At 39.4% G+C, this 20,359-nt stretch carries 22 protein-coding genes; 13 read left to right on the top strand and 9 right to left on the bottom strand.

Annotated elements, in window-relative coordinates; translation table 11 throughout:
* Positions 1–32: 32 nt before the first annotated feature.
* Positions 33–914: a ribokinase gene (rbsK, locus tag Q7A53_RS15235; protein WP_411790042.1), complete on the bottom strand. Its 882-nt coding sequence runs from the start codon at positions 912–914 to the stop codon at positions 33–35.
* A 63-nt stretch (positions 915–977) separates the two neighbouring features.
* Positions 978–1,700 carry a DsbA family oxidoreductase gene (locus Q7A53_RS15230; protein WP_411790041.1) on the bottom strand — a complete coding sequence of 241 codons (723 nt, stop codon included), beginning with the start codon at positions 1,698–1,700 and terminating at the stop codon, positions 978–980.
* Positions 1,701–1,895: 195 nt separating this feature from the next.
* Between Q7A53_RS15230 and Q7A53_RS15225 the strand changes: the two genes are divergently transcribed.
* A complete protein-coding gene (locus Q7A53_RS15225; RefSeq protein WP_411790040.1) occupies positions 1,896–2,819 on the top strand; it encodes a peptidoglycan-binding protein in 924 nt (307 codons plus the stop codon).
* Positions 2,820–2,988: 169 nt separating this feature from the next.
* Here the strand turns inward: Q7A53_RS15225 and Q7A53_RS15220 are convergent, their stop codons facing one another.
* The 3 genes from Q7A53_RS15220 to Q7A53_RS15210 all read right to left on the bottom strand — a co-directional run bounded on the left by Q7A53_RS15220 (position 2,989) and on the right by Q7A53_RS15210 (position 4,125).
* Positions 2,989–3,150 (bottom strand): hypothetical protein, encoded by a 162-nt coding sequence (locus Q7A53_RS15220; RefSeq protein WP_411790039.1) that lies wholly within the window; start codon positions 3,148–3,150, stop codon positions 2,989–2,991.
* A gap of 140 nt (positions 3,151–3,290) precedes the next feature.
* Positions 3,291–3,575 carry a hypothetical protein gene (locus Q7A53_RS15215; RefSeq protein WP_411790038.1) on the bottom strand — a complete coding sequence of 95 codons (285 nt, stop codon included), beginning with the start codon at positions 3,573–3,575 and terminating at the stop codon, positions 3,291–3,293.
* Between the two features lie 64 nt (positions 3,576–3,639).
* Complete coding sequence (locus Q7A53_RS15210) at positions 3,640–4,125, bottom strand: RNA polymerase sigma factor (RefSeq protein ID WP_411790037.1); 486 nt, start codon at positions 4,123–4,125, stop codon at positions 3,640–3,642.
* Positions 4,126–4,378: 253 nt separating this feature from the next.
* On the opposite strand from Q7A53_RS15210, the gene Q7A53_RS15205 reads away from it, so the two are divergent.
* Positions 4,379–4,894, top strand: coding sequence for a sigma-70 family RNA polymerase sigma factor (locus tag Q7A53_RS15205; protein WP_411790036.1), 516 nt, complete (start codon positions 4,379–4,381; stop codon positions 4,892–4,894).
* Between the two features lie 39 nt (positions 4,895–4,933).
* On the opposite strand, the gene Q7A53_RS15200 is transcribed toward Q7A53_RS15205, so the two are convergent.
* The 4 genes from Q7A53_RS15200 to Q7A53_RS15185 all read right to left on the bottom strand — a co-directional run bounded on the left by Q7A53_RS15200 (position 4,934) and on the right by Q7A53_RS15185 (position 8,909).
* The gene (locus Q7A53_RS15200; RefSeq protein WP_411790035.1) at positions 4,934–5,302 is read right to left on the bottom strand and encodes a hypothetical protein; all 369 of its coding nucleotides are present in this window, start codon (positions 5,300–5,302) and stop codon (positions 4,934–4,936) included.
* A 327-nt stretch (positions 5,303–5,629) separates the two neighbouring features.
* Positions 5,630–6,559, bottom strand: a complete 930-nt coding sequence (gene thrB, locus Q7A53_RS15195; RefSeq protein ID WP_411790034.1) for a homoserine kinase — start codon at positions 6,557–6,559, stop codon at positions 5,630–5,632.
* Entirely contained in the window at positions 6,556–7,611 is a 1,056-nt protein-coding gene (gene thrC, locus Q7A53_RS15190) for a threonine synthase (protein ID WP_411790033.1), read from the bottom strand. The genes thrB and thrC overlap by 4 nt, the downstream gene beginning before the upstream one ends.
* A gap of 2 nt (positions 7,612–7,613) precedes the next feature.
* Positions 7,614–8,909, bottom strand: coding sequence for a homoserine dehydrogenase (locus tag Q7A53_RS15185; RefSeq protein WP_411790032.1), 1,296 nt, complete (start codon positions 8,907–8,909; stop codon positions 7,614–7,616).
* A 339-nt stretch (positions 8,910–9,248) separates the two neighbouring features.
* On the opposite strand from Q7A53_RS15185, the gene Q7A53_RS15180 reads away from it, so the two are divergent.
* From Q7A53_RS15180 to Q7A53_RS15130, 11 genes are all read left to right on the top strand, one after another.
* Positions 9,249–9,509 (top strand): hypothetical protein, encoded by a 261-nt coding sequence (locus tag Q7A53_RS15180; protein ID WP_411790031.1) that lies wholly within the window; start codon positions 9,249–9,251, stop codon positions 9,507–9,509.
* 185 nt (positions 9,510–9,694) lie between these two features.
* Positions 9,695–10,651 carry a mannose-6-phosphate isomerase, class I gene (gene manA, locus Q7A53_RS15175; RefSeq protein WP_411790030.1) on the top strand — a complete coding sequence of 319 codons (957 nt, stop codon included), beginning with the start codon at positions 9,695–9,697 and terminating at the stop codon, positions 10,649–10,651.
* 100 nt (positions 10,652–10,751) lie between these two features.
* Entirely contained in the window at positions 10,752–11,939 is a 1,188-nt protein-coding gene (locus Q7A53_RS15170) for a C39 family peptidase (protein ID WP_411790029.1), read from the top strand.
* A gap of 106 nt (positions 11,940–12,045) precedes the next feature.
* Complete coding sequence (locus Q7A53_RS15165) at positions 12,046–12,492, top strand: hypothetical protein (RefSeq protein WP_411790028.1); 447 nt, start codon at positions 12,046–12,048, stop codon at positions 12,490–12,492.
* A gap of 296 nt (positions 12,493–12,788) precedes the next feature.
* On the top strand, positions 12,789–12,908 hold the full coding sequence (locus Q7A53_RS15160; protein WP_411790027.1) for an anti-repressor SinI family protein: 120 nt from the start codon (positions 12,789–12,791) through the stop codon (positions 12,906–12,908).
* 100 nt (positions 12,909–13,008) lie between these two features.
* The gene (locus Q7A53_RS15155; RefSeq protein WP_411790026.1) at positions 13,009–14,199 is read left to right on the top strand and encodes an AraC family transcriptional regulator; all 1,191 of its coding nucleotides are present in this window, start codon (positions 13,009–13,011) and stop codon (positions 14,197–14,199) included.
* A gap of 271 nt (positions 14,200–14,470) precedes the next feature.
* A complete protein-coding gene (locus Q7A53_RS15150; RefSeq protein ID WP_411790025.1) occupies positions 14,471–14,701 on the top strand; it encodes a helix-turn-helix domain-containing protein in 231 nt (76 codons plus the stop codon).
* A gap of 27 nt (positions 14,702–14,728) precedes the next feature.
* Entirely contained in the window at positions 14,729–14,851 is a 123-nt protein-coding gene (gene sinI / locus Q7A53_RS15145; protein ID WP_411790024.1) for a DNA-binding anti-repressor SinI, read from the top strand.
* A 34-nt stretch (positions 14,852–14,885) separates the two neighbouring features.
* On the top strand, positions 14,886–15,503 hold the full coding sequence (locus Q7A53_RS15140) for a hypothetical protein (RefSeq protein WP_411790023.1): 618 nt from the start codon (positions 14,886–14,888) through the stop codon (positions 15,501–15,503).
* Positions 15,504–15,736: 233 nt separating this feature from the next.
* A complete protein-coding gene (locus Q7A53_RS15135) occupies positions 15,737–17,461 on the top strand; it encodes a phospho-sugar mutase (RefSeq protein ID WP_411790022.1) in 1,725 nt (574 codons plus the stop codon).
* A 289-nt stretch (positions 17,462–17,750) separates the two neighbouring features.
* Complete coding sequence (locus Q7A53_RS15130) at positions 17,751–20,186, top strand: cell wall-binding repeat-containing protein (RefSeq protein WP_411790021.1); 2,436 nt, start codon at positions 17,751–17,753, stop codon at positions 20,184–20,186.
* Positions 20,187–20,359: the final 173 nt, after the last annotated feature.

The following is a 20,359-nucleotide window of genomic DNA, read 5'->3' as shown; positions in this document are numbered from 1 at the left end:
AATTAGCATCTGTTGCCATAATTTCTGATCTGCTATTTATTCTGCATGAATCTTTGAACTGCTGCATGATCAGGCATGCCATTCTGGGCGCCGAGCTTAGTAATCGACAGGGCAGCGGCCGCATTAGCAAATTCGATAGCATCTTGAATCGATTGCCCTGCTGCAAGTTGAGCAGCAAGAGCTCCATTGAATGTATCGCCTGCTCCAGTTGTATCTTGAACATCAACGAGGTATCCTGACACTCGTCTCTTTTCCCTGTTTTCATAATAGATTGCACCGTAACGACCTTTAGTAATGATCATTTTATCAAGGGCTGCCTCTGTTGCAGGCAGTTTAGCTAACTGACGCCACTCTGCTTCGTTTGGGGTAAGATAAGCCACTTGTTCAATAATTTCCTTAGTTAGATGTTGGTAAGGAGCGGGATTCAGGATGACTGGTATTTGATGCTGACTGGCCAGATTAACTATATAAGAGACCGTTTCCACTGGAATTTCCAGTTGCAGCAGGATAAGATCGCTTTTGAGGATAGTGGAACGGAAGCGCTCTGCAAACTCCGGGGTGACTTCGGCATTTGCTCCCCGTGCCACAATAATACGATTATCCTGTTCTGATAAAATAATCGTAGCTGTCCCTGTCCCTTTATTGCGAAACGTCTCAATCCCGTCCGTATGAATCCCCTCATCCCGCAAATGCTTAGTCAAACTGCTGCCGAAAACATCATCTCCTACAGCTCCAAAGAAATGCACGTTCGCCCCGAGACGGGCAGCGGCAACTGCCTGATTGGCCCCTTTACCTCCAGGAAAGGTATCGAACTGGTTTCCTAATACGGTTTCGCCTTGATCTGGAATGACATCGGTAGACACCGTCAAGTCCATATTAATACTTCCAACTACACTGACCGTAGGATTCTTCATAGCTATCCCTCTTTCTAATATACCGCACGGCTAGTTGAATGAGCAGCTGCTGTCTTTCAATTGTTAATCTTTAGGGACTTCACAGCCGTCATCCGTACATGCCGTGTTGTGAGTTTCGGATAAATCTTCAAATGCAGGTGACTGTTGTTCCTCCTCCAGCACTTTTGTTAAAGCATTCTTAAACACTTCAATCGGCTGCGCCCCTGAAATGGCATACTTACGGTTAATGACAAAGAAGGGAACGCCTTGGACCCCAAGCTGCTGTGCTTCTGCTTCCTCACTACGTACGACTTCTGAAAAAGAAGTACCGTTAAGCAGATCTTCCATTTCTTGCGGCTCCACTCCGATTTCGGCTGCCGCCTGGATAAGTGAATCGTGATCACTTATATCAACAGAGTCTTTAAAAACAGCCGAGAAAAACCTCTCTGCTGCTTCCTTGCCCATTCCTTTGCTTTCTGCCAGCTTCGCCGCACGATGTGCATCGAAAGTATTCGTTGGAATCATCGTATCGAAGTGAAAATCTAATCCCGCCTCCGATGCTTGTGTTTCCATATTTTTTGTCATTTCTTTGGCTTCCTCAAAGGTGCGGCCATATTTTTCAGCTAATTTCTCATGAATGGTTTGTCCACTGTTCTTGGCTGCATTAGGATCTAATTCAAAGCTCTTGTAGATGACTTCACATGGGCTTTGTTCGTTTCCATTTAAATCCGAGAGGGCAGCTTCAAGATGACGTTTTCCTATATAGCAGAACGGACAGACAAAATCCGACCATACTTCAATTTTCATTATTTACACCTCTTTCAAATCTTCTATTTCCATTTTACGTTTCCTCAGCTGGTAAGTCCAAGGATCCTATTCATAGGTTCTTGGGGATTGCTGTACTTCTAATAAAATTAAAACGGGTATAAGTGAAATAAAGGAATGAGGCGGAACACCTTTTTTGTTTCTCTGTTCGATTATAATAGCGGAGGGGGAGATGAGATGATTAACGAAAAAATCTTAATTGACCGCAGTATTAAAAACATGGGGAAGGTCCATCCAATGGTCTCGAAAAAAGCTATAGAAGTGATTAAGAAAAGTTATCGAGACCAAATTCCCGTACAAATTTCTTCCGGGTTCCGCACTTTTTCGGAACAAGCTGTTCTGTTTGGGCAAGGCCGTCCATGTTATGTATGGAAAGGGAAGTTTTATGGGAAAAGCGGCAAGATCGTAACTCATGCTGAACCCGGTCAAAGCGTTCACAATTATGGACTGGCCATTGATTTTTTTCTCGTAAGTAAAGACGGGAGAGAAGCTTTATGGGAAGTTAATCAGGACTGGAAAAAGACAGCACAAATAGCGAAAAATCTTGGTTTTTCCTGGGGAGGGGACTGGCATTCATTTAAGGATTTTCCTCATCTTGAGCTGACTCAGGGGTTGTCATGGAGAGAATTAAGTGAAGGGAAGCGGCCGGCGATTATTCGTGAAACTTCTGAAGTCCCCATTCAACAAGGGTCTCATGGACCTGAGGTCAGAAGGATCCAGGAACTATTAATCGCTCAAGGTTACCGGCTTCCAAAGTTCGGCAGTGATGGAAACTATGGTGCCGAGACATTGGCGGCAGTTAAACAGTTCCAGCATGATCATAAACTTAAGGAAGATGGAAGGGCAGACAAGCGCACGATTGTGGAAATAGAAAATGCCGATAAATTCTACCGCGGGCTTCCCCTCGTTGACTATCCGGGTCAACCGATACAATTGGGTAGCCGAGGCAAGGATGTTGAGAGAATACAACGAGCCATAAAAACAGCTCCGGATGGAATATTTGGTGAGAAAACGAAGGCAGCAGTTTGTGCTTACCAAGATAGGCATCATTTACAGGTAGATGGTATTGTCGGGAAGAATACTTGGAATATGATGTTTTAAATATCCTCAGGTTATATATTTTTTGATGCCCCTCGGTTTTCTAGAAAAACCGAGGGGAAGGTTGGTGAATTAGTACCATTCCGCTAATTCTACTCTTGGAAACGTGTAACCATTCTAGTGATTCATTGTTATGCAGAAAAAGCTGTTTCCTGTGACGGAAACAGCTTTTTTATGACTTTTTTTTATTATTTCTTTCCTTCACAAACATATAAAGGTTAACCAGAATTAAAGCTACCGATAAAGTTGCTGCGACTGTAGAAATATCCAGGCTAGTAAAATAGCCGGCAATTAAATAGCAAGTAAATAAAAGTGCAAAAGCTAAATAAAACATAAGCTGCCCCCTTTCCGTGATGGTTTCAAACCATATCTGTCCAGGCGTCTTCAAATTCTATGTATTTAACGGTTATCTTAAAGCCTAGAAGATGAAGGAGAAAAAGTCAAAGTTAAATAGAACCAGCTGCAAGCGTGGTTCTATTCAGGCTGGTACATAAAGAAGCGGTACACTGTAAACTCATTCCCTTCTTCTACATCATAGGATTCAAGATTAATGGAGTGAAACTGGGCTCCATCACTCTGTTCAAATGAAATTTGCATCACGTAATCTTTATTTTCCATTAAAGGAATGGGGTAAGGGTTAACGATTTCTACCATCCATTCATACGCCAATCTTTCGATAAAAGCATGGGTATAGGAGGTTGGGGTATCATCAAGCCAAATTTTCATCAAGGGAATTAGAGATCGTGCGGACTGATCCAAACAAAACGCCTCCGTTACAATTTACTCTTTCACAATAATTTCCCTTTCCAGCAGGAAAACAAACTTAACCATTCGGCAGGAGAAGACGTTCGATTTTCTTCTTAATCCTTTTACGTGCTCTTTTGACTGTAGAGGCGCTTATTTCTTTAAGTAATGCGATTTCTTCTATTGTATGCTCTTCGAGGGAAAGTTTGACAATATCGGCTTCGAGTCGATTTAAATCGCAATGGTGGAACACATCATAGAAAACGGATTGCTCATTTATGAGGTCGGGCTGATAGGAAATCGTGCAGCAATGGTTTTCGAATTGCTTGAACTGCTGGTGTCTATTGGTGTCATTTCGTTGAAGGGTTCGAAAGTGGTGGATGAGATGATGAGTGAAATAAGTGGAGAATTTTGAAAGGGCAGGATTAAACTGCTGGATACATTGAAGATAAATGAAATAGGATTCCTGAATGAAGTCATCATATGGCCGGGGCATGCGAAGTCTATTTAGAGCGAAGTAAATGTATGGATGATAAGTTTGAAAAGATTGGTAGTCTTTTTTCATAGGTCTCTCTTTCTATTATTATTTTGTGTTCACTCATTATTATGAACGAAAGATTCAAAAAAGAAAAACTATTTTTTCTATTTTGGAAAAGTATTTATAAAAGCGAGAGGATCTTGCTGTAAATTAAGCTATATTTGTATTTTTGTTAAGAAAGTAAAGGCGATAAAACAATTTTTAATAAAAAAATGACACCAAAAATCATTTTTAATACGATTATAGAATGAGAAGGATAAATTTAGGAGGTGGAACTTTAATGAAGAATGAGGAAGAATTCGAAAAGATCGTCTATGAAAATGATAGACTGATTCATTATCACATTAGAAGTTTACAAATCATTGATTCCGCTGGGGAGTTCTTTGCGGAGGGCTTGTTCGCATTGTGGGAGGCGTATCTTACCTACAATCCTGAACTAGGCAAATTTTCCACCTATGTAAGCTGGAAAATTAGAAATCGTTTAATCGATGAAATTCGGAAGCGTGCCAAGAGTTTTGCTAACGAAACCTCTTATATTGAAAAAGAAATCCATGCCTTGTCCTACATAACAGAAGATAAAATAGCAGATACATATTTCTGGAACCAGGTGAAAAAAGAATTAACAGAAAATCAGTGGAAATGGGTGTATTATTTTATTGTTCATGACTTATCGATTGAACAAATAGCTAAATTGGAAAACGTAACAAGAGATGCTGTGAAAAACTGGGGAAGACATGCTAAAAAAAAGTTGAGGCAGCTAGAATTTCTTCGGCGGATAGAGGACTCGGCCGTTTAAATTAAGCCAGGCAGCGGTTAAGCAGCCTGGCAGAATATTTTACTTTTCAATGGTAATGTTAATTTTATTTAATCCCAATGCTCTTGCAGCGTTAATCATCTTGGCAGCTTCTTGTTCTGCATCCTCAATAGAAATATCATTCCTTGAGATATTTAGAGTTGTTCCAGTACCGCCGATGGACTGAACGTTTGTCTCTTCGGTTTTAGGAAGAAACGTCTGTGGAACCTCTTCTAAAATACTATTCTGTGTACGATTAACCCGCCCGCGGATCTTACGGCCATGGTAGACCACACTTGCATACGGACACCCGGTTTCAGCGGATATTTCTCGGTAATTTTTGTCGGTTTCTTTAATGAGTCGTTTTACTTCATTTAAATCATATTCATATTGCTTACTCTTCTTCGCCATTTATAAATCACCCTTTGTATATTTATCTAGTTACATTGTATACAAATTACTTTCCAATGAATAGTGAAAATGCAAACATTTAAATGAATATGATAGTAAATTACCAATTTTTTAATAATTACTGGTGCAAAATAAAGGAAAATATTAAGTAACAAGGATATTTGTAGTGAGGAGTCTTAAGAATTTAATAGATGATAAAACCCGAACCATTTACATTGGTTCGGGTTTTACGTGTTTGTGAGATCAATCAATCTCCACAGGGAACAAGTTGATGTCTTTTGGGGAAGCAAAAATTAGCAAGGAGCTTGCAGCTTGAGAATGTTTCCTTTAATTTAGTTTCATTCCGTTGGATTGCAGGCTGCTGCTATTTACTTCTGCTCCAGTTTTATTTATTTTCAATGCTTCTACCTCATAAGCAGACAGTTGATTCTTGATTTTCTGAAGTTCTTTCTGGCTGATCGTGTCAAATAGAGCAATCATAGTCGGTCCAGCCCCGCTTAAATATAATCCAAGCGCCCCTTGCGCTCTGACGATATCAGTGACTTGATCAAAACCCGGAATCATCTCTTTACGATAAGGCTGATGCCATTGATCTTGCAGCATCATTTTTCCTGCCAGCTTCCAATTTTGCTGGGCTAGGGCGGCCACTAATACATTGGCAGTGCCGCTCGCGTGGACAGCTTTCTTATAGTTCAGTTCCAGCGGGAGGAGAGCCCGGGCTTGTTCGGTTTCAAGATGATACTCTGGAATAATGGCCAGCCAAGTCAATTCATCCAACCCTTTGGTAAAATGAACAAAATCTAAATGGTTTCCATCATAGCTTGACACAACGATGCCTCCATAGATGGCAGGGGCAACATTATCGGGATGACCTTCAATCTCACAGGCAATCTTCAGCTTTTCATAGGCAGTTAATTGCAGGTTGAGAATTTGATTGGCAATTTCAATCCCGCCGACGACTGCGGTAGAGGAACTACCTAACCCCCTGGCCACAGGAACATCATTTTTCATAGTGATGTGGAAGGGTGGCAGCGTTTCCTGGTTATATAAATTTGCTGTATACAGGGCTGATTTATAAATCAGATTATCTTTGCCTGCAGGAATGGAGTTCTTGTCCTTATCAGGTACAGTGAATCCCCAAGTTTCTGCAGAATGACAATCTAAGGTTACATATTTAGATAGTGCAATTCCGATTGAATCGAATCCCGGACCTAGATTAGCAGAGGTGGCCGGAACTTTTATCTTGAACGGCTTCATGACCGCACTCCAGTGATCGCTTCAGCGAATTGCTCAATGTTATTCTCAATGACTGTGGGTTTTACCGGGCTTGTTTGAATCGCTGTAGCAGGATCCTTCAGGCCGTTTCCGGTAAGCACATGAACCACTTTTGAACCAGATGGGATGATCCCTGCTTTTACCTTTTTTATCGTACCGGCAATGGAAGCGCAGGAAGCTGGTTCAGCAAAAACGCCTTCTTTTTGAGCAAGTAATTGGTACGCTTCTATAATTTCATCATCCGTTACTTCATCAATAAACCCTTTGGATTCTTTAGCTGCGTCAACGGCTTTTCCCCAGCTTGCCGGATTTCCAATGCGAATGGCTGTAGCTAAGGTTTCAGGATTTTCCACTACCTCATTTCTAACAATAGCGGCGGAACCACTAGCTTCAAAGCCAATCATTTGGGGTAATTGCGTATGATTCCGTTCATGATATTCTTTAAATCCCCGCCAATATGCTGTGATATTCCCCGCGTTTCCGACGGGTATAGAAAGAAAATCAGGCGCTTCTCCCAGACTCTCGCATACTTCAAAGGCACCTGTTTTCTGACCTTCAATTCGATAAGGATTCACAGAATTTACAAGTGTTACCTGCTCCTCCTCAGCAATTTTGCGTACCATTGTTAACGCCTGGTCAAAGTTTCCTTTAATCGCAAATATCTCTGCTCCGTACATAACTGCCTGGGCCAGTTTCCCCTCAGCAATCTTTCCGTCTGGAATGACGACAATACAGCGCAGCCCCGCTCTTGCCGCGAATGCAGCAGCAGAGGCAGATGTATTACCGGTGGAAGCACAAATAACAGCTTTTGATCCTTCTTCGATAGCTTTGGCCATGGCGAGAACCATTCCTCGGTCTTTGAAAGAACCTGTAGGATTTGCCCCTTCAATTTTCACATAAGCTTCAATTCCAAGCTCTTTGGAAATGGTGGGTATAGGAAGCAGCGGAGTGTTTCCTTCTAATAAAGTTAACTTGGGTGTTTTTTCACTGATTGGTAGGAACTCAGCATAGTGGTGCAGTAAACCCTGCCACATAATTATTCGCCTCCTTCAACACGAAAGATACTATCTACCCTGCGAACGGATGATAATTCTTGTAATTCACTTTGAGCTTTAGCAAAGTCTTCTTCACTAACCTGGTGAGTAATCATAATGAGTTCTCGTTCCTTATCCTGATCACTAGCCCTTTGAATAATTTGATCGAAAGAAATATCGTATTGGGCAAAAATGGTTGTCATTTCCATAAGCATTCCCGGTTGATCCAATACGTGAAGACGAATGTACTTTTTAGTCAGCTGTTCTTTCTTTGTCTTAACCTGTTTAGAGAATTGCGGCTGAACATAAGCCTTCCCTGAAGTTCCTAACCGGATATTTTTAATAACGGCGATTAAATCAGACACTACAGCCGTCGCCGTAGGCAATTTACCAGCACCTGGACCGTAAAACATCGTCTCGCCCACCGCGTCACCATAAACATAGACCGCGTTAAATTCATTATGAACAGAGGAAAGCGGGTGTGTGGAGGGAAGTAAAGTAGGCTCTACACTGACAGAAACGCCTGTATGATCATTTTCGGCGATTCCGATTAATTTAATGGTATATCCAAGCTCCTCTGCATATTTAATATCTGAAAGAGACAAACCTCTAATTCCCTTCACTTCTACATCCTCCAGGTTAAATGGCATGGAGAATCCTAGAATGGAAAGGATCGTCATTTTCCTGGCCGCATCAAGTCCGTCAACATCAGCGGTAGGGTCTGCCTCCGCAAATCCAAGTTCCTGAGCTTCCTTTAATACGCTGTCAAAATCGGTTCCATCCTGAGTCATTTTCGTCATGATATAATTGGTCGTTCCATTGACAATACCCATCATTTTTCGGATACGGTCAGATGATAGCCCGTCAATAATTGAACGGATAATGGGAATACCGCCTGCTACACTGGCTTCATAATAAATATCGCAGCCAGTCTTCTGACTTGCAGCAAATAGCTCTGCCCCATGCTGAGCCATCAGATCTTTGTTAGCAGTGACTATATGTTTTCCATGCTCTATAGCTTCTAGCAAAATGGAGAGTGTGTGATCGATTCCACCCATTACTTCAACGACTACATCAATTTCTGGATCCCTCGTAATATCTTCATAACGATCCGTCAGCTGAGTTGTTTCCCCTGGAAGCTCACGAGGTTTATTTAAATCATTCACTAGTACGGACTTGATCGTTACTTGGCTTCCGGTTTTATGTTGAATGCTTTCTTTATGATCATTAAGAATTTCAATCACACCGGATCCTACGGTGCCGAGTCCCAATAATCCTACGGTAATGGTATTTTTCATTCTTCACACTCCTTGTCCACTTCAAAAGTACATTATTCTTTGTATAAAGGACATTGTAACGAAAATAACAATAGACTACAAGACTGAATTATCAGATAGATTAAATTTTCTAATGATTAATTCAATTTAAAAAATAATAATGCCTGTGCAATATAGCGTTTTAAAAAACAGTTTATTTCCGTTGTAAAATTGAGGTTTATTATAGGGAAGATTATTTTTTCTTACCTTCTGTCATAAATTCTTTTTATTTCCTTACTTGACTTAATTTGGAAAATAACTTATAAGTAATCTATAAGCATTTTATGAGCAATTATACCCGGGATTAAAGGAGGTGAAAAAATGGATGAGATTTTTGGAAGCAAGATCATATTTTCTCAGTATATTAAGAAATATGAAAAACTGATTTTATTTATTATTAGTGAAATGGGAGTTACAGGAAAGGAAGAAGACTTCTTAAAAGAAGGTTTGAAGATTGCTGTTAAAGAAAATGTACAGTTTAATAGTAAACAAAGAATTTTTCCAAGAGAGGATTACATTGAGTTTAAAATCAGGGAACATTTTAGAAGTATTTTAGGTATACCATGTAATTCATATTTATGATTACATATCCCGTTTGGGAAAATTCCTCTATAAACTCGAATCAATTGTATTCATTGGTTCGGGTTTTTTTAGTGAAGTTATCACTCAGTTTACTATAGAGTGGCAGGGCCATTAGATACGTAGTCTATGTTCCGGCAATTTGTGATACAATGCATCTAGTAATCTTACATAATGGGGTGCGAATCATGTATAATGAACCAATTTTTTTACAGCCTGAATTTAAAGAAAGAATTTGGGGAGGAAGCAAACTAGAAGAAATCTTTAATTATGCGATTCCCTCTCATGAAACAGGTGAGGCATGGAGCATTTCAGGACATACGAACGGACCGAGTCAAATCCTCAATGGAGAACTTGAAGGCCAAACACTTGCAGATGCTTGGGAGAAGCATCGCGAATTATTTGGTAACGAAGAAGGACAAGAATTTCCATTACTGGTTAAGATCCTAGACTCGAAGAAGGATTTATCCGTACAAGTTCATCCAGATGATCAATATGCGCGTGAGGTAGAGGGAGAGAATTATGGAAAAACAGAGTGCTGGTATGTGATAGATTGTGAGGAAGGTTCAGAAATAATATTTGGTCATCATGCCGAATCCAAAGAACAATTGACTGAGATGGTGAAGGACGGCAGATGGGATCAGCTGCTCCGGAGAATTTCTGTGAAGCCAGGGGACTTTTTCTATGTGCCGAGCGGAACGATTCATGCAATTGGAGCAGGAATTCAAATATTGGAGACTCAGCAGAGCTCTGATATTACCTATCGGGTTTATGATTATGACCGTGTAGGAAAGGACGGTCATAAGCGGGAGCTTCACCTGGAACGTTCGATTGCAGTGACCAACGTTCCTCATGAGGATCCTCAGATAGAGAGGGTACAAGTGATTGAAGAAGGTTTAACTAAAGAAACATTAGTCGAAGAAAACTACTTCTCTGTATGGCATTGGGAATTGGATGGGAAAAGTCCTAATATCGAACTTGCTTCGTACCTCTTGGTAAGTGTGCTCAGCGGAAATGGCACAATTGAAATAAGCGGAAACGAATACTCTATGACTAAAGGAGATCATTTTATCGTACCAGCTACGGTCGATCATTTTCTTCTTGAAGGAAAAGCTTCATTTATTGTGTCGCAATCTAACAAATAAAATAGGTTTGGTTAAGAAAGAAGAGCTGCTTTTCTACTTAGAGGGCTCTTCTTTCTTAAGGGTGTTATTATACTGTTAATTTTTTAGAAAAGAGGTCACTATGAGATATTTAATTCCGTTATTATTTCTTCTGGGCTCAGCATCCAATGGACTCTTTCTCGGGTCTTCTAATCACAACGTTCAAGAAAAAAGCATCCATAACTTTTCTTCCCTATCTGAAGGGCCAACTCCACAATTAGTCATTGACTTACCTAACCTATTAAATTCTTCCTCCCAAATCACCAAACTTCCTCCGTACTTCCGGCCAGTAAAAGAGGTCGTTCTCCATGGACAGGGAAAGAAAAGAGAGACAGCGGATATGTACCAAATTCAAGGAGAAGATTATCTTCCTGCCGACACTGTAGTCAGAATAATGGGAGACTCTGCCAATTATAATATTTTGGATAACGTAATGACTATACAAACGTCTTCTGACCATTGGGAATTTGAAGCAGATAGCGGCACGATTTTTAAAAATGGCAAAAGTGTCTCTTTAAACTCAGGAAATAGACGGCAAAACAATATTTATGTGGAAAATGAAGTATTTTATCTGCCTGTTTCATTTATTCAGGATCGACTGAAGTATCCAGTTAAAATAAACAAAAAGAGTTCCAAGACCAACATCGCTATCGGAAAAGAACCTGAATATTCAAACCCGTTGAATATTCCTTTATTGAATCAAATGGATGATCCAAGGCTGTACAATGGATGCGAAGTCACAAGTCTTGCTATGATTTTAAATTATTCAGGATTCGATGTATCAAAGAACGAAGCAGCGCGCCGTTTGCCGAGAGTGCCCTTAACTTACGACAATGGCTTAAAAGGAAACCCAAACGCAGGTTTTGTGGGCAACCTTGAAGATGGTCCGGGGTTATCGGTTTATCATGGACCCATCTTTACTCTGGCCAAAGAATTTGCAGGAAACTCTGTTAAAGATTTAACGGGTAGCCCCGTACAGGAATTGTATGATCAGATTGATCGTGGCTTCCCAGTGTGGATCATGACCAATACCGAATTTGAGCCGGTGAATAACTGGGAACGCTGGTCCACTCCCCAGGGAGAAATAAATGTGACTTTCAGTGTACACAGCGTAGTGATTACTGGATATTCGAAGAAGTATGTTTACATCAACAACCCTTATGGACAAAAGAATCAGCAATTGCCAAGAGTCGATTTCGAAAAGGCTTGGAAACAAATGGGTAGCCAGGCGATTGTGGTCCAAAAGCATCCCAATACAAAATTTGATTAGGAAACACCCTCCCCGCATTAAATAAAACGCTTTCATTTTATTGGCAAATCCCGCATAATAGAATAAAATACTGAAAATTCTGATTTAATAAAAAGGGGTGGGGCCAGTGTTGGTTAAGATGCTTAAGCCGTATTATGTTAAAGAGGATGAGCGTTTTATCAGAGTGGTGTTAGCCTATCAATATTTCTCTCTATTAATTGATGAGGAACTGTACCAATTTGTACCCATGGAAGCCAGAGAGATTATTATTGATCGGGAACGGAATCGTGTGCATAATGTATTTGATATTTTCGTATTTCAACGTGGGAAAAATATGATTTACGTCTCTGTGGGTGACTTGCTGAAGATGCCGGACTTTCTGGCTCGCTTAAATTCTATTATCTCTCCTTTTATCAAGGAACAGGAAGTTGCAGGAGAGAGTGAAGAAACGAGAGAAATTATTAAGGAGTTGGAAAAGAATAATCTGAGACGTTTAATTGATCAAGCAATTGATAAAGAGGACCAGACAGCATTTACGAACTTAACGGATACTTGGAAACGGATCTATTCTTAATAAGCGATGGAGGGTATTGACCATAATACCCTCCTCTTTTTTCTATGTAAAAAAATCCTTTATACATATATGTGCGACAATCGACATACTCTTACATTCTTTTTGTTAGTAAATTCTGAAAAAATCTTATTATAATGGAAATTATATTAAAAAAGTTAAAGAAATTTCTAAATTATGTATTATAATGGAAATAGATTTGACATATGAAGAGGGATAGTAAATAGAGGAAGAAGGACCCTGCAGCCAGGATGTGCAATGAAGCTCCTGATTCTTTCTTGTAATGGGGAGGGTTTTTTATGGGGATCCAGCCAGTAAGAAAAATATTAGATGAAGAATGGATCATACTTATGGAAGAAGCAAGAGAACTGGGGTTAACTTTAGAGGAAGTGAAAGAATTTATTAAAGACTACCAGTAATCCTGTTTTCCAAAGTATCATTACTCCTGAAACTACAGCTGTTTTATATAGCACGAATATTCAATGAGGACTTAAATTTTTTGAAGGAGGCCAAGTATGAATGACAAGCTTTTACCAGTACAAACAAATAGTAAGCGATAGTGCCATTTTATTTAAGGCGCCTGCTTTTATATGCAGTCATCAATTTGAAGTGCTTGTTCAATTTCCTCATCACTTTCGATGGCCTCCTAAAATAATTCGTCAATCGATTGAACAATGTTTAGAAGATAGCAAGCAGACACCTTGGAGAGTGCAGCTGTTTTCAAACATTAATTATCAGTATTTCTTTGTCTATCCCTTATTGGAAAATAAGGAAGATTGGGTATATATTTGCGTGGGTCCAGTAGTGATGGATGAAGTCAGCCCTAACCAGATTAAAAAGGTTCTCATCCAGAATAACTTAGACGCTGCTTATGAAGAAACTTTGGTGAAATATTACAGACAACTGCCTGTCTATACTTTAAATCAACTGCGAGCGCTGGAGAGAGTACTCCCTGGGATCGTATCCCAAAAGTCTGTCCTTTCTTCCGGAAAAGAGTTTATTGAAAAAAGAGCTTATAAAGAAAATCTAGAGCCAGTAAGAGATCAAGCCCATCCTTATGAAACGGAAAAGGAATTTATGAAGTTATTTAAAGAGGGCGATCCGCGGGCAGTTGATCAATTTTCCAGGGTGAAGTACGAGAGTTCTATTGTGAACAGTGATCCCTTGCGTTCCGAGAAAAACAGGATGATTGTATTAAATGCTGAGCTTACCCGCTGCTGTATGGAAGCAGGGGTGGAGAGGCAGGAAGTTCTATCATTGAGCGATTTCTATACAAATTACATTGAAATGCAATCCACGCTTAATAATATGAAAGATTTAGGTACATACATGGTCAAGTCTTATCTGGAACGGATACAAGAACTGCACAAAATCAGAGTAAAATCTCCCATTGTAGAGCGGGCAAAACGCTATATTTATAAAAATCTCACGGAACCCATCAGTTTAAAAATAATTGCAAGCGAACTACAGGTTCATCCAAATTATTTATCTAGTGTATTTGCACAGGAAATGGGAGATTCTATTTCTCAGTTTATTAATATGGAAAGAATTAAAGAAGCAAAAGAATTATTGAGTATTTCTCATTACACCGTTTTGGAAATTAGTATTCTCCTTGGATACAACAGCCAAAGTTATTTTACGAGAGTTTTTAAAAAAGAAGTAGGCATGGGGCCGGTTGAATTTAGAAATTACGTCCAAGTTCATAAATAAAACAGTTGAGAAATTTATAATTCAGGAGCTGGCCCAGCTCTTTTAAAGAAAAATAGAGAAAAGAGAAGGAAAAATAAGGTTATTGACGGAAAGTGTTCTTTATAGAGAAATATAGGGTATTTTTAAGGGTTTTCAATTTGTAAAACCTCCTTTATAATTTTTATTAAATTCGTTATAAAGAACATATTGAAATAAATAATGAAAAACTAAGTAAAGGGATCTTCTCTCTATTAATTGAGGTGGATACGTACCAGGAAGGGGAAAATTAACTTTGGGCGGCATTGGAGAAAGAATTAGGATACTCAGAGTAGGAAAGAGGCTGTCAGTAAATCAGCTCGCAAACCAATCAGGGGTTTCTAAGTCATATATCAGCAACATCGAGCGCGAAGTTCAAAAAAATCCATCCTTGATCGTTATGCGGAAACTAGCGGCAACTTTAGAAGTGTCATTAGAGGACTTATTAACCTATAAGTACCAGGATGAGCAAAAGGACATCAAGTAATTCCTATGGTTGGGAAAGGGGGAAAATATGGCTGATTCTAGTGAACAGAAGCAATTAGATGAAGAATGGCTCGTCCTTATAGAAGAAGCCAGAGACCTTGGCCTCAGCATAAGGGACATACAGAATTATATGGAAAATCAAGATTCATAATGCGAGTAATGAGATTCAGCTGAGGAGGATGGTCATGAGACAAAAAATCTTTTTTACAAAAAAAGCTGCAGAACCTAATGTAGCTGGAAAACGGATGCCCTCTTTTATAAAGGAAGAAGGCATCATCTGTAAATTAGATTCATTCGTACATCAATTCTCGCAGTTACTCGTGAAATCCGGCTGGAATCTTTGGCTTCATGACGGAAAGGTCTACTCATTCTCCCACAAAGAACCCGAGCAAAAGAAGAACGTAATGGCAGGAATAATAGGGGATGAATCCCCACTATCCTATCTTCAAGCGGCAATATGCTACCATGAACTTCTTCATTTCACAAATGGAATGGGAGAAAGGTGGTATGTGAAGAGCTTAGTAGATGACTCCTTTATCCGATATCTTGATCTACTGGGCGAATGGCCATTTGAATTATTTAGTTTCTCTCTAAATCCAGTCTTTTTCTATGATTCTTTACAACATCCGGTGATCGTTTTCTATACGTTTTCAAATAAAGGACCGGATACGGAAGTAATTTATAAGCACATTCATAGATTTGATTATTCGGGCTATGGACTGAAATGGAATGAGAAGCTTTTTGCAAGTTCAAAGGTTCACCTATCTTCCTGGAATAGGTTGAGCAGAGATCACTATTTCTAAAATGGAAAGTATTGTAGTCAATTACTGGAAATGAAGTAGTTTATTCATTAGAAGACCCGGACCATTTATTACTATGGTCCGGGTCTTCTGGATTTACCAATGGATTGCTTTTGGAAATTCAAGTCGTATCGTGTACACAGCAAGAAGCAGATCAAAATTTAAAAATGTAAGCGAGTGGAAAACATGTTAAACTAAAGAATACATAATATAAAAAAACCTTTAGGAGTGATGAAATGGAGTGGAAAAACGAATATGCCCGATGGGATCAATTTGAGGACTTGGACGCTGATTTAAAAGAAAATCTGGTTACGATCAGCGATGATGAACAGGCACTGGAAGATGCATTCTATAAAAATCTCGAATTTGGAACGGGAGGAATGCGAGGAAAATTAGGACCGGGCACAAACCGGATGAATATTTATACGATTCGGCGTGCAGCTGAAGGAATGGCTCGTTACATAAGTGAAAAAGGGGAACAATGGAAAAGTCGTGGAGTTGTCATTGCGTATGATTCCAGGTACATGTCTAAAGAATTTTCAGTAGAAACAGCTCGTGTTCTTGGAAGGCATGGTATTCAAGCTTACGTATTTACTTCATTACGTCCTACTCCTGAATTATCTTTTGCTGTCCGATACCTTCATGCTGCGGGCGGAGTAGTCATTACTGCTAGTCACAATCCTCCTGAATACAACGGCTTCAAAGCGTACAATGAAGACGGAGGACAGCTTCCTCCCGATCAGGCGAAGGAAATGATTGATTTTGTTAATCAAGTAGACAATGAACTTTCCGTCGAAGCAGCAGATCAAGAAGAGCTTGAAGCTTCAGGGCTGCTTAAGTGGATTGATAAAGAAGTAGATAACCCTTATATGGAAGCCTTGAAGAGTGTGAATGTTAATCCACAGCTGACCAAGCAAGCTTCAGATTTGAATATTGTCTTCACCCCACTTCATGGAACGGCCCGTACTTTAGTAGAAGATGGTCTAAAGCAAATGGGGCTGGAAAACGTTCATATTGTAGAAGAGCAGGCAGCTCCTGATCCTGAATTCTCTACAGTGGAGTCACCTAACCCTGAGGAACATCAAGCTTTTACGATGGCCATTGAGCAAGGGAAGCTTATCGGTGCCGATATCTTGATCGGAACTGATCCTGATGCTGATAGAATGGGGGTTGCGGTTCCTGATGAGAGTGGAGAGTATAAGGTACTGACTGGAAATCAGACTGGTGCCCTTATGCTGGATTATTTGCTATCTCAAAAAACAGATCTCCCTGAAAATGCGATCATGATTAAAACCATTGTAACTTCAGAATTTGGCAGAATTATTGCAGACTCCTATGATGTAGCAAGTCTTGATACGCTGACCGGATTTAAATTCATCGGTGAAAAAATTAAAGAATATGAAGAGTCTGGGGAATACCAATTTATTTTCGGTTATGAAGAGAGCTATGGATATTTAATTAAAGAATTTGCTAGAGATAAAGATGCTGTCCAGGCAGCTATGTTATCCGCTGAATTAGCTGCTTACTGGAAATCTAAGGGTAAAACTCTGCTAGAAGCTTTAGATGAGTTGTATCAGCGTCACGGATATTTTCTTGAAGATCTTCAGTCTATTAAAATGGAAGGAAAGTCTGGAGCTGAGAAAATCCAGGATATTATGGACAGTTTCCGTAATGAATCCTTGAATGAAGTTGGAGGAGTAAAGGTTCTATCAGTAGAGGATTATACTACCCTGACAAGAGAATTCACTGAGGACCATTCTTCAGAAACCATCAATCTGCCAAAAGCGAATGTGCTTAAGTTTATTTTAGAAGATAATTGCTGGTTCTGTCTTCGTCCTTCCGGCACGGAGCCGAAAATTAAGTTCTATTTCGGAGTAAAATCATCTTCTCGGGAAAATAGTGAAAAACGCCTCGCTGACATAAAGCAAGCAGTGAATGACAAATTAAGCACGATTGTGTAATGAATGTAAGCCTTCTCTTTTGAGAAGGCTTATTTTTTTTGAATACAGGTATTAACATCCGATACAAACGTGTCGAAAATAGAGATAAGTGGAAAAATTCACTTAGATAAAAAGACTTAATTTTGTCGTATTTACGAAAAGAATGTAGAAGAAATAATAAAAATGTACTACTATCTATCATAAGTGTAATTTTTGGCAAGAGAGGAGTATTTAGGATCTGCTGGGAATGCTGCATTTATTGTCTGCTTGCTTGAATAAATTTAGGGACTATTGAAAGAGAGGGAGAATAATGAGAGACATGAAGATGACTAGTAAAAAAATTATTCCATTATTTTTGGTAACGTTATTTATTGTTTGTATGATGTCTTACAGTCACGCGGAAGCCGCTTCTAAAGAAAACCATTACAGTTTTACTAATGGAGAACGCACCGTGAAATTAACCAATCAAATAGAAGTGAAAGTGAATAATAAAGAGAAAGCGAGTGTAATTGTCACTCGGAATGGGGAAAAGGTTTACTCCAACGAAGAATTCGCTAAGCTGTCTGATCTTTATATTATTAATAAAGATAACCAGCAGTATTTAGCAGTAGCTTACCGGATGGATGGAAGCGGACAGGCACTTTTCTTTCGTATTTTAAGCATTAAGTCTGACCAGGTGGATGAAATTTATCAATCCTCTACATATTCAAGAGCAAAACTAAGCATAGAGAATAGCAAGGTTCAAGTGGAAGTACCAACATATGAGCAAGGCGATAATAAATCAGAACCAAGCTCCATTTCCAGTCTGGAATTCACTATTAATGGTGACAAGGTGAAATTAAAGCAGGAAACTAAAACTCCAGTCAAGAATGCTATAACCACACAATCCAGCGGAGGGAGTACGCAAGTTAATGAACGCTATACCAATCCTTCTTATCAGGAAATCAGCAGAATTTTAACCGAAGAAGCAGAGAAAGCCGACATCCCAGCTGAAGTGCTGAAAGCTATTGCTTTTCAGGAAAGCGGGTGGCAGCAGTATTGGTCTAAAGGCAATACTCCAGTAAACTGGTATTCAGATCAATGTGGTAATTGGGACGGAACAAATGTGAAACTGGGATATGACTGTATAGGAATCGGCATAATGCAAGTCTCTGATTATCGTTATTTAACAGAAGGGCAATCTAAAAATAAGTACGTTAAACGATTAAAAGAAGATATTCGCTTTAACATTGAAGAAGGAATAAAAATCCTTGAAAGTAAATGGAATTATTATGATGTCCGCAGTAAAAAGTATTCTAATGGTTATCCTTATATTCCGACCATTAATAATAACGACCGTGATATTATAGAAAATTGGTATTTTGCTGTTATGGCTTATAACGGATTATCAGATCGGAATAATCCAATCACTAATGCCTACAGCCCTATGGCGTACCAAGAAGATATTTTCAAAAATATTCGCGATTACAGTTTAGTAGATGTAACCCCATTTCCAACGCATAAATTATTTACCCAGGATAGTATATTGTTAAACTTTGGATTAGAAAACGTAAAGATGAATGGTCCTCTCCATAAATCGAAGGACACCTTTACTGCTGGGGAAACTGCTTACGCGAGTGTAAACGATCTGAATTTAAGGTCGTCTCCAGGCGGCAATAAACTAATGAAACTAAATGCTGGTGATAAAGTAACCATTACTGGTGATTTTAAAGCGAATTCTAGCAATACCTCACATTTTGTATGGTATCCCGTGCAAGCAAGTAACGGTACTAGAGGTTATGTAGCGGGCAGTTATTTAAACCAAACAGATGACGTAACAAGCTATGAACTGTCAGGAGACCGTCGTTATGAAACAAGTGCCTCACTCGCAAACTTTGGGTGGCATTGGAATCAGCCGGAAGCTGTAGTCATTGGACGGGGAGATTTACCAATTGATTCATTAACGGGAAGTGTTTTAGCATCTGAATTCAGTTCACCTTTACTACTAACGGAAACTGATCAACTTCCAACAGAGGTTTCTCATGAACTTAGCCGTCTTTCCCCTAAGAAAGTTTATTTGCTGGGCGGAGAAACAGGAGCAGTTTCGAAAAGTGTAGAACAAGAGGTGCATGATTTACTTCCAGCTAGTGACATTAAGAGGCTTGCTGGAGAAACAAGGTACAAGACCTCTTATGCTATAGCATCAGAGGTGGCCGATCATGCGAGCGTTGATCAAATTTTTGTAACGACTGGTGATGAGAATTCCCCAGATGCGTTATCCATTGCCCCTTACGCAGGGGAAAAGAATATCCCAATCTTATTCACTGAATCCAATCATTTAAGTCAATCAGTGAAGGATTTTATTAAGGAAAATTCAATTTCTTCAGCAACGATTATCGGAGGGACTACACCTGTCTCCAATCAAGTGAAGAGCGAGCTTGAGCAGTTAACCGGAAAAGTTACACGTGTATATGGCACGGATCGTTATAAAACAAGCATTGCCATCGCTCAAAAGTATTATGATCAGAGTAAGATGGATAAGGTACTATTTACGAGAGGCGATGAAACGGTAGATGCCCTGTCAGCATCTTCTTTAGCTGCCGATTATCAGTCCCCTATCCTTCTTACAAGAACAGATGGGATTCCTAAGGTTACCGAAGGATATTTAAATAAAGCGGTTTTACAGCCTGAACTTTATTACATCGGCGGTGAAAATGCTATTTCTAATAAGACCAGAAATCAAATAGAAACGTATTTAAAACGATAAAAGAAACGTCGGGACGCTTGTTCCGGCGTTTTTTATAAAAAATACGGTCAAAAACGAACGAAGCTTGTCGTATTCTATGAAAAGAGAACTGGGTGCCAGTACTTTTTTGGAATTTTATACTCTGTCTCTTTTTCATCTGGTATGATAGACGAAGAATATACTAAACGTGGTGG

The organism is Halobacillus rhizosphaerae (assembly GCF_046719735.1).
In the GTDB taxonomy this organism is placed as follows: Bacteria; Bacillota; Bacilli; order Bacillales; family Halobacillaceae; genus Halobacillus_B; species Halobacillus_B rhizosphaerae.
This window is presented reverse-complemented; position numbering and strand designations above follow the sequence as displayed.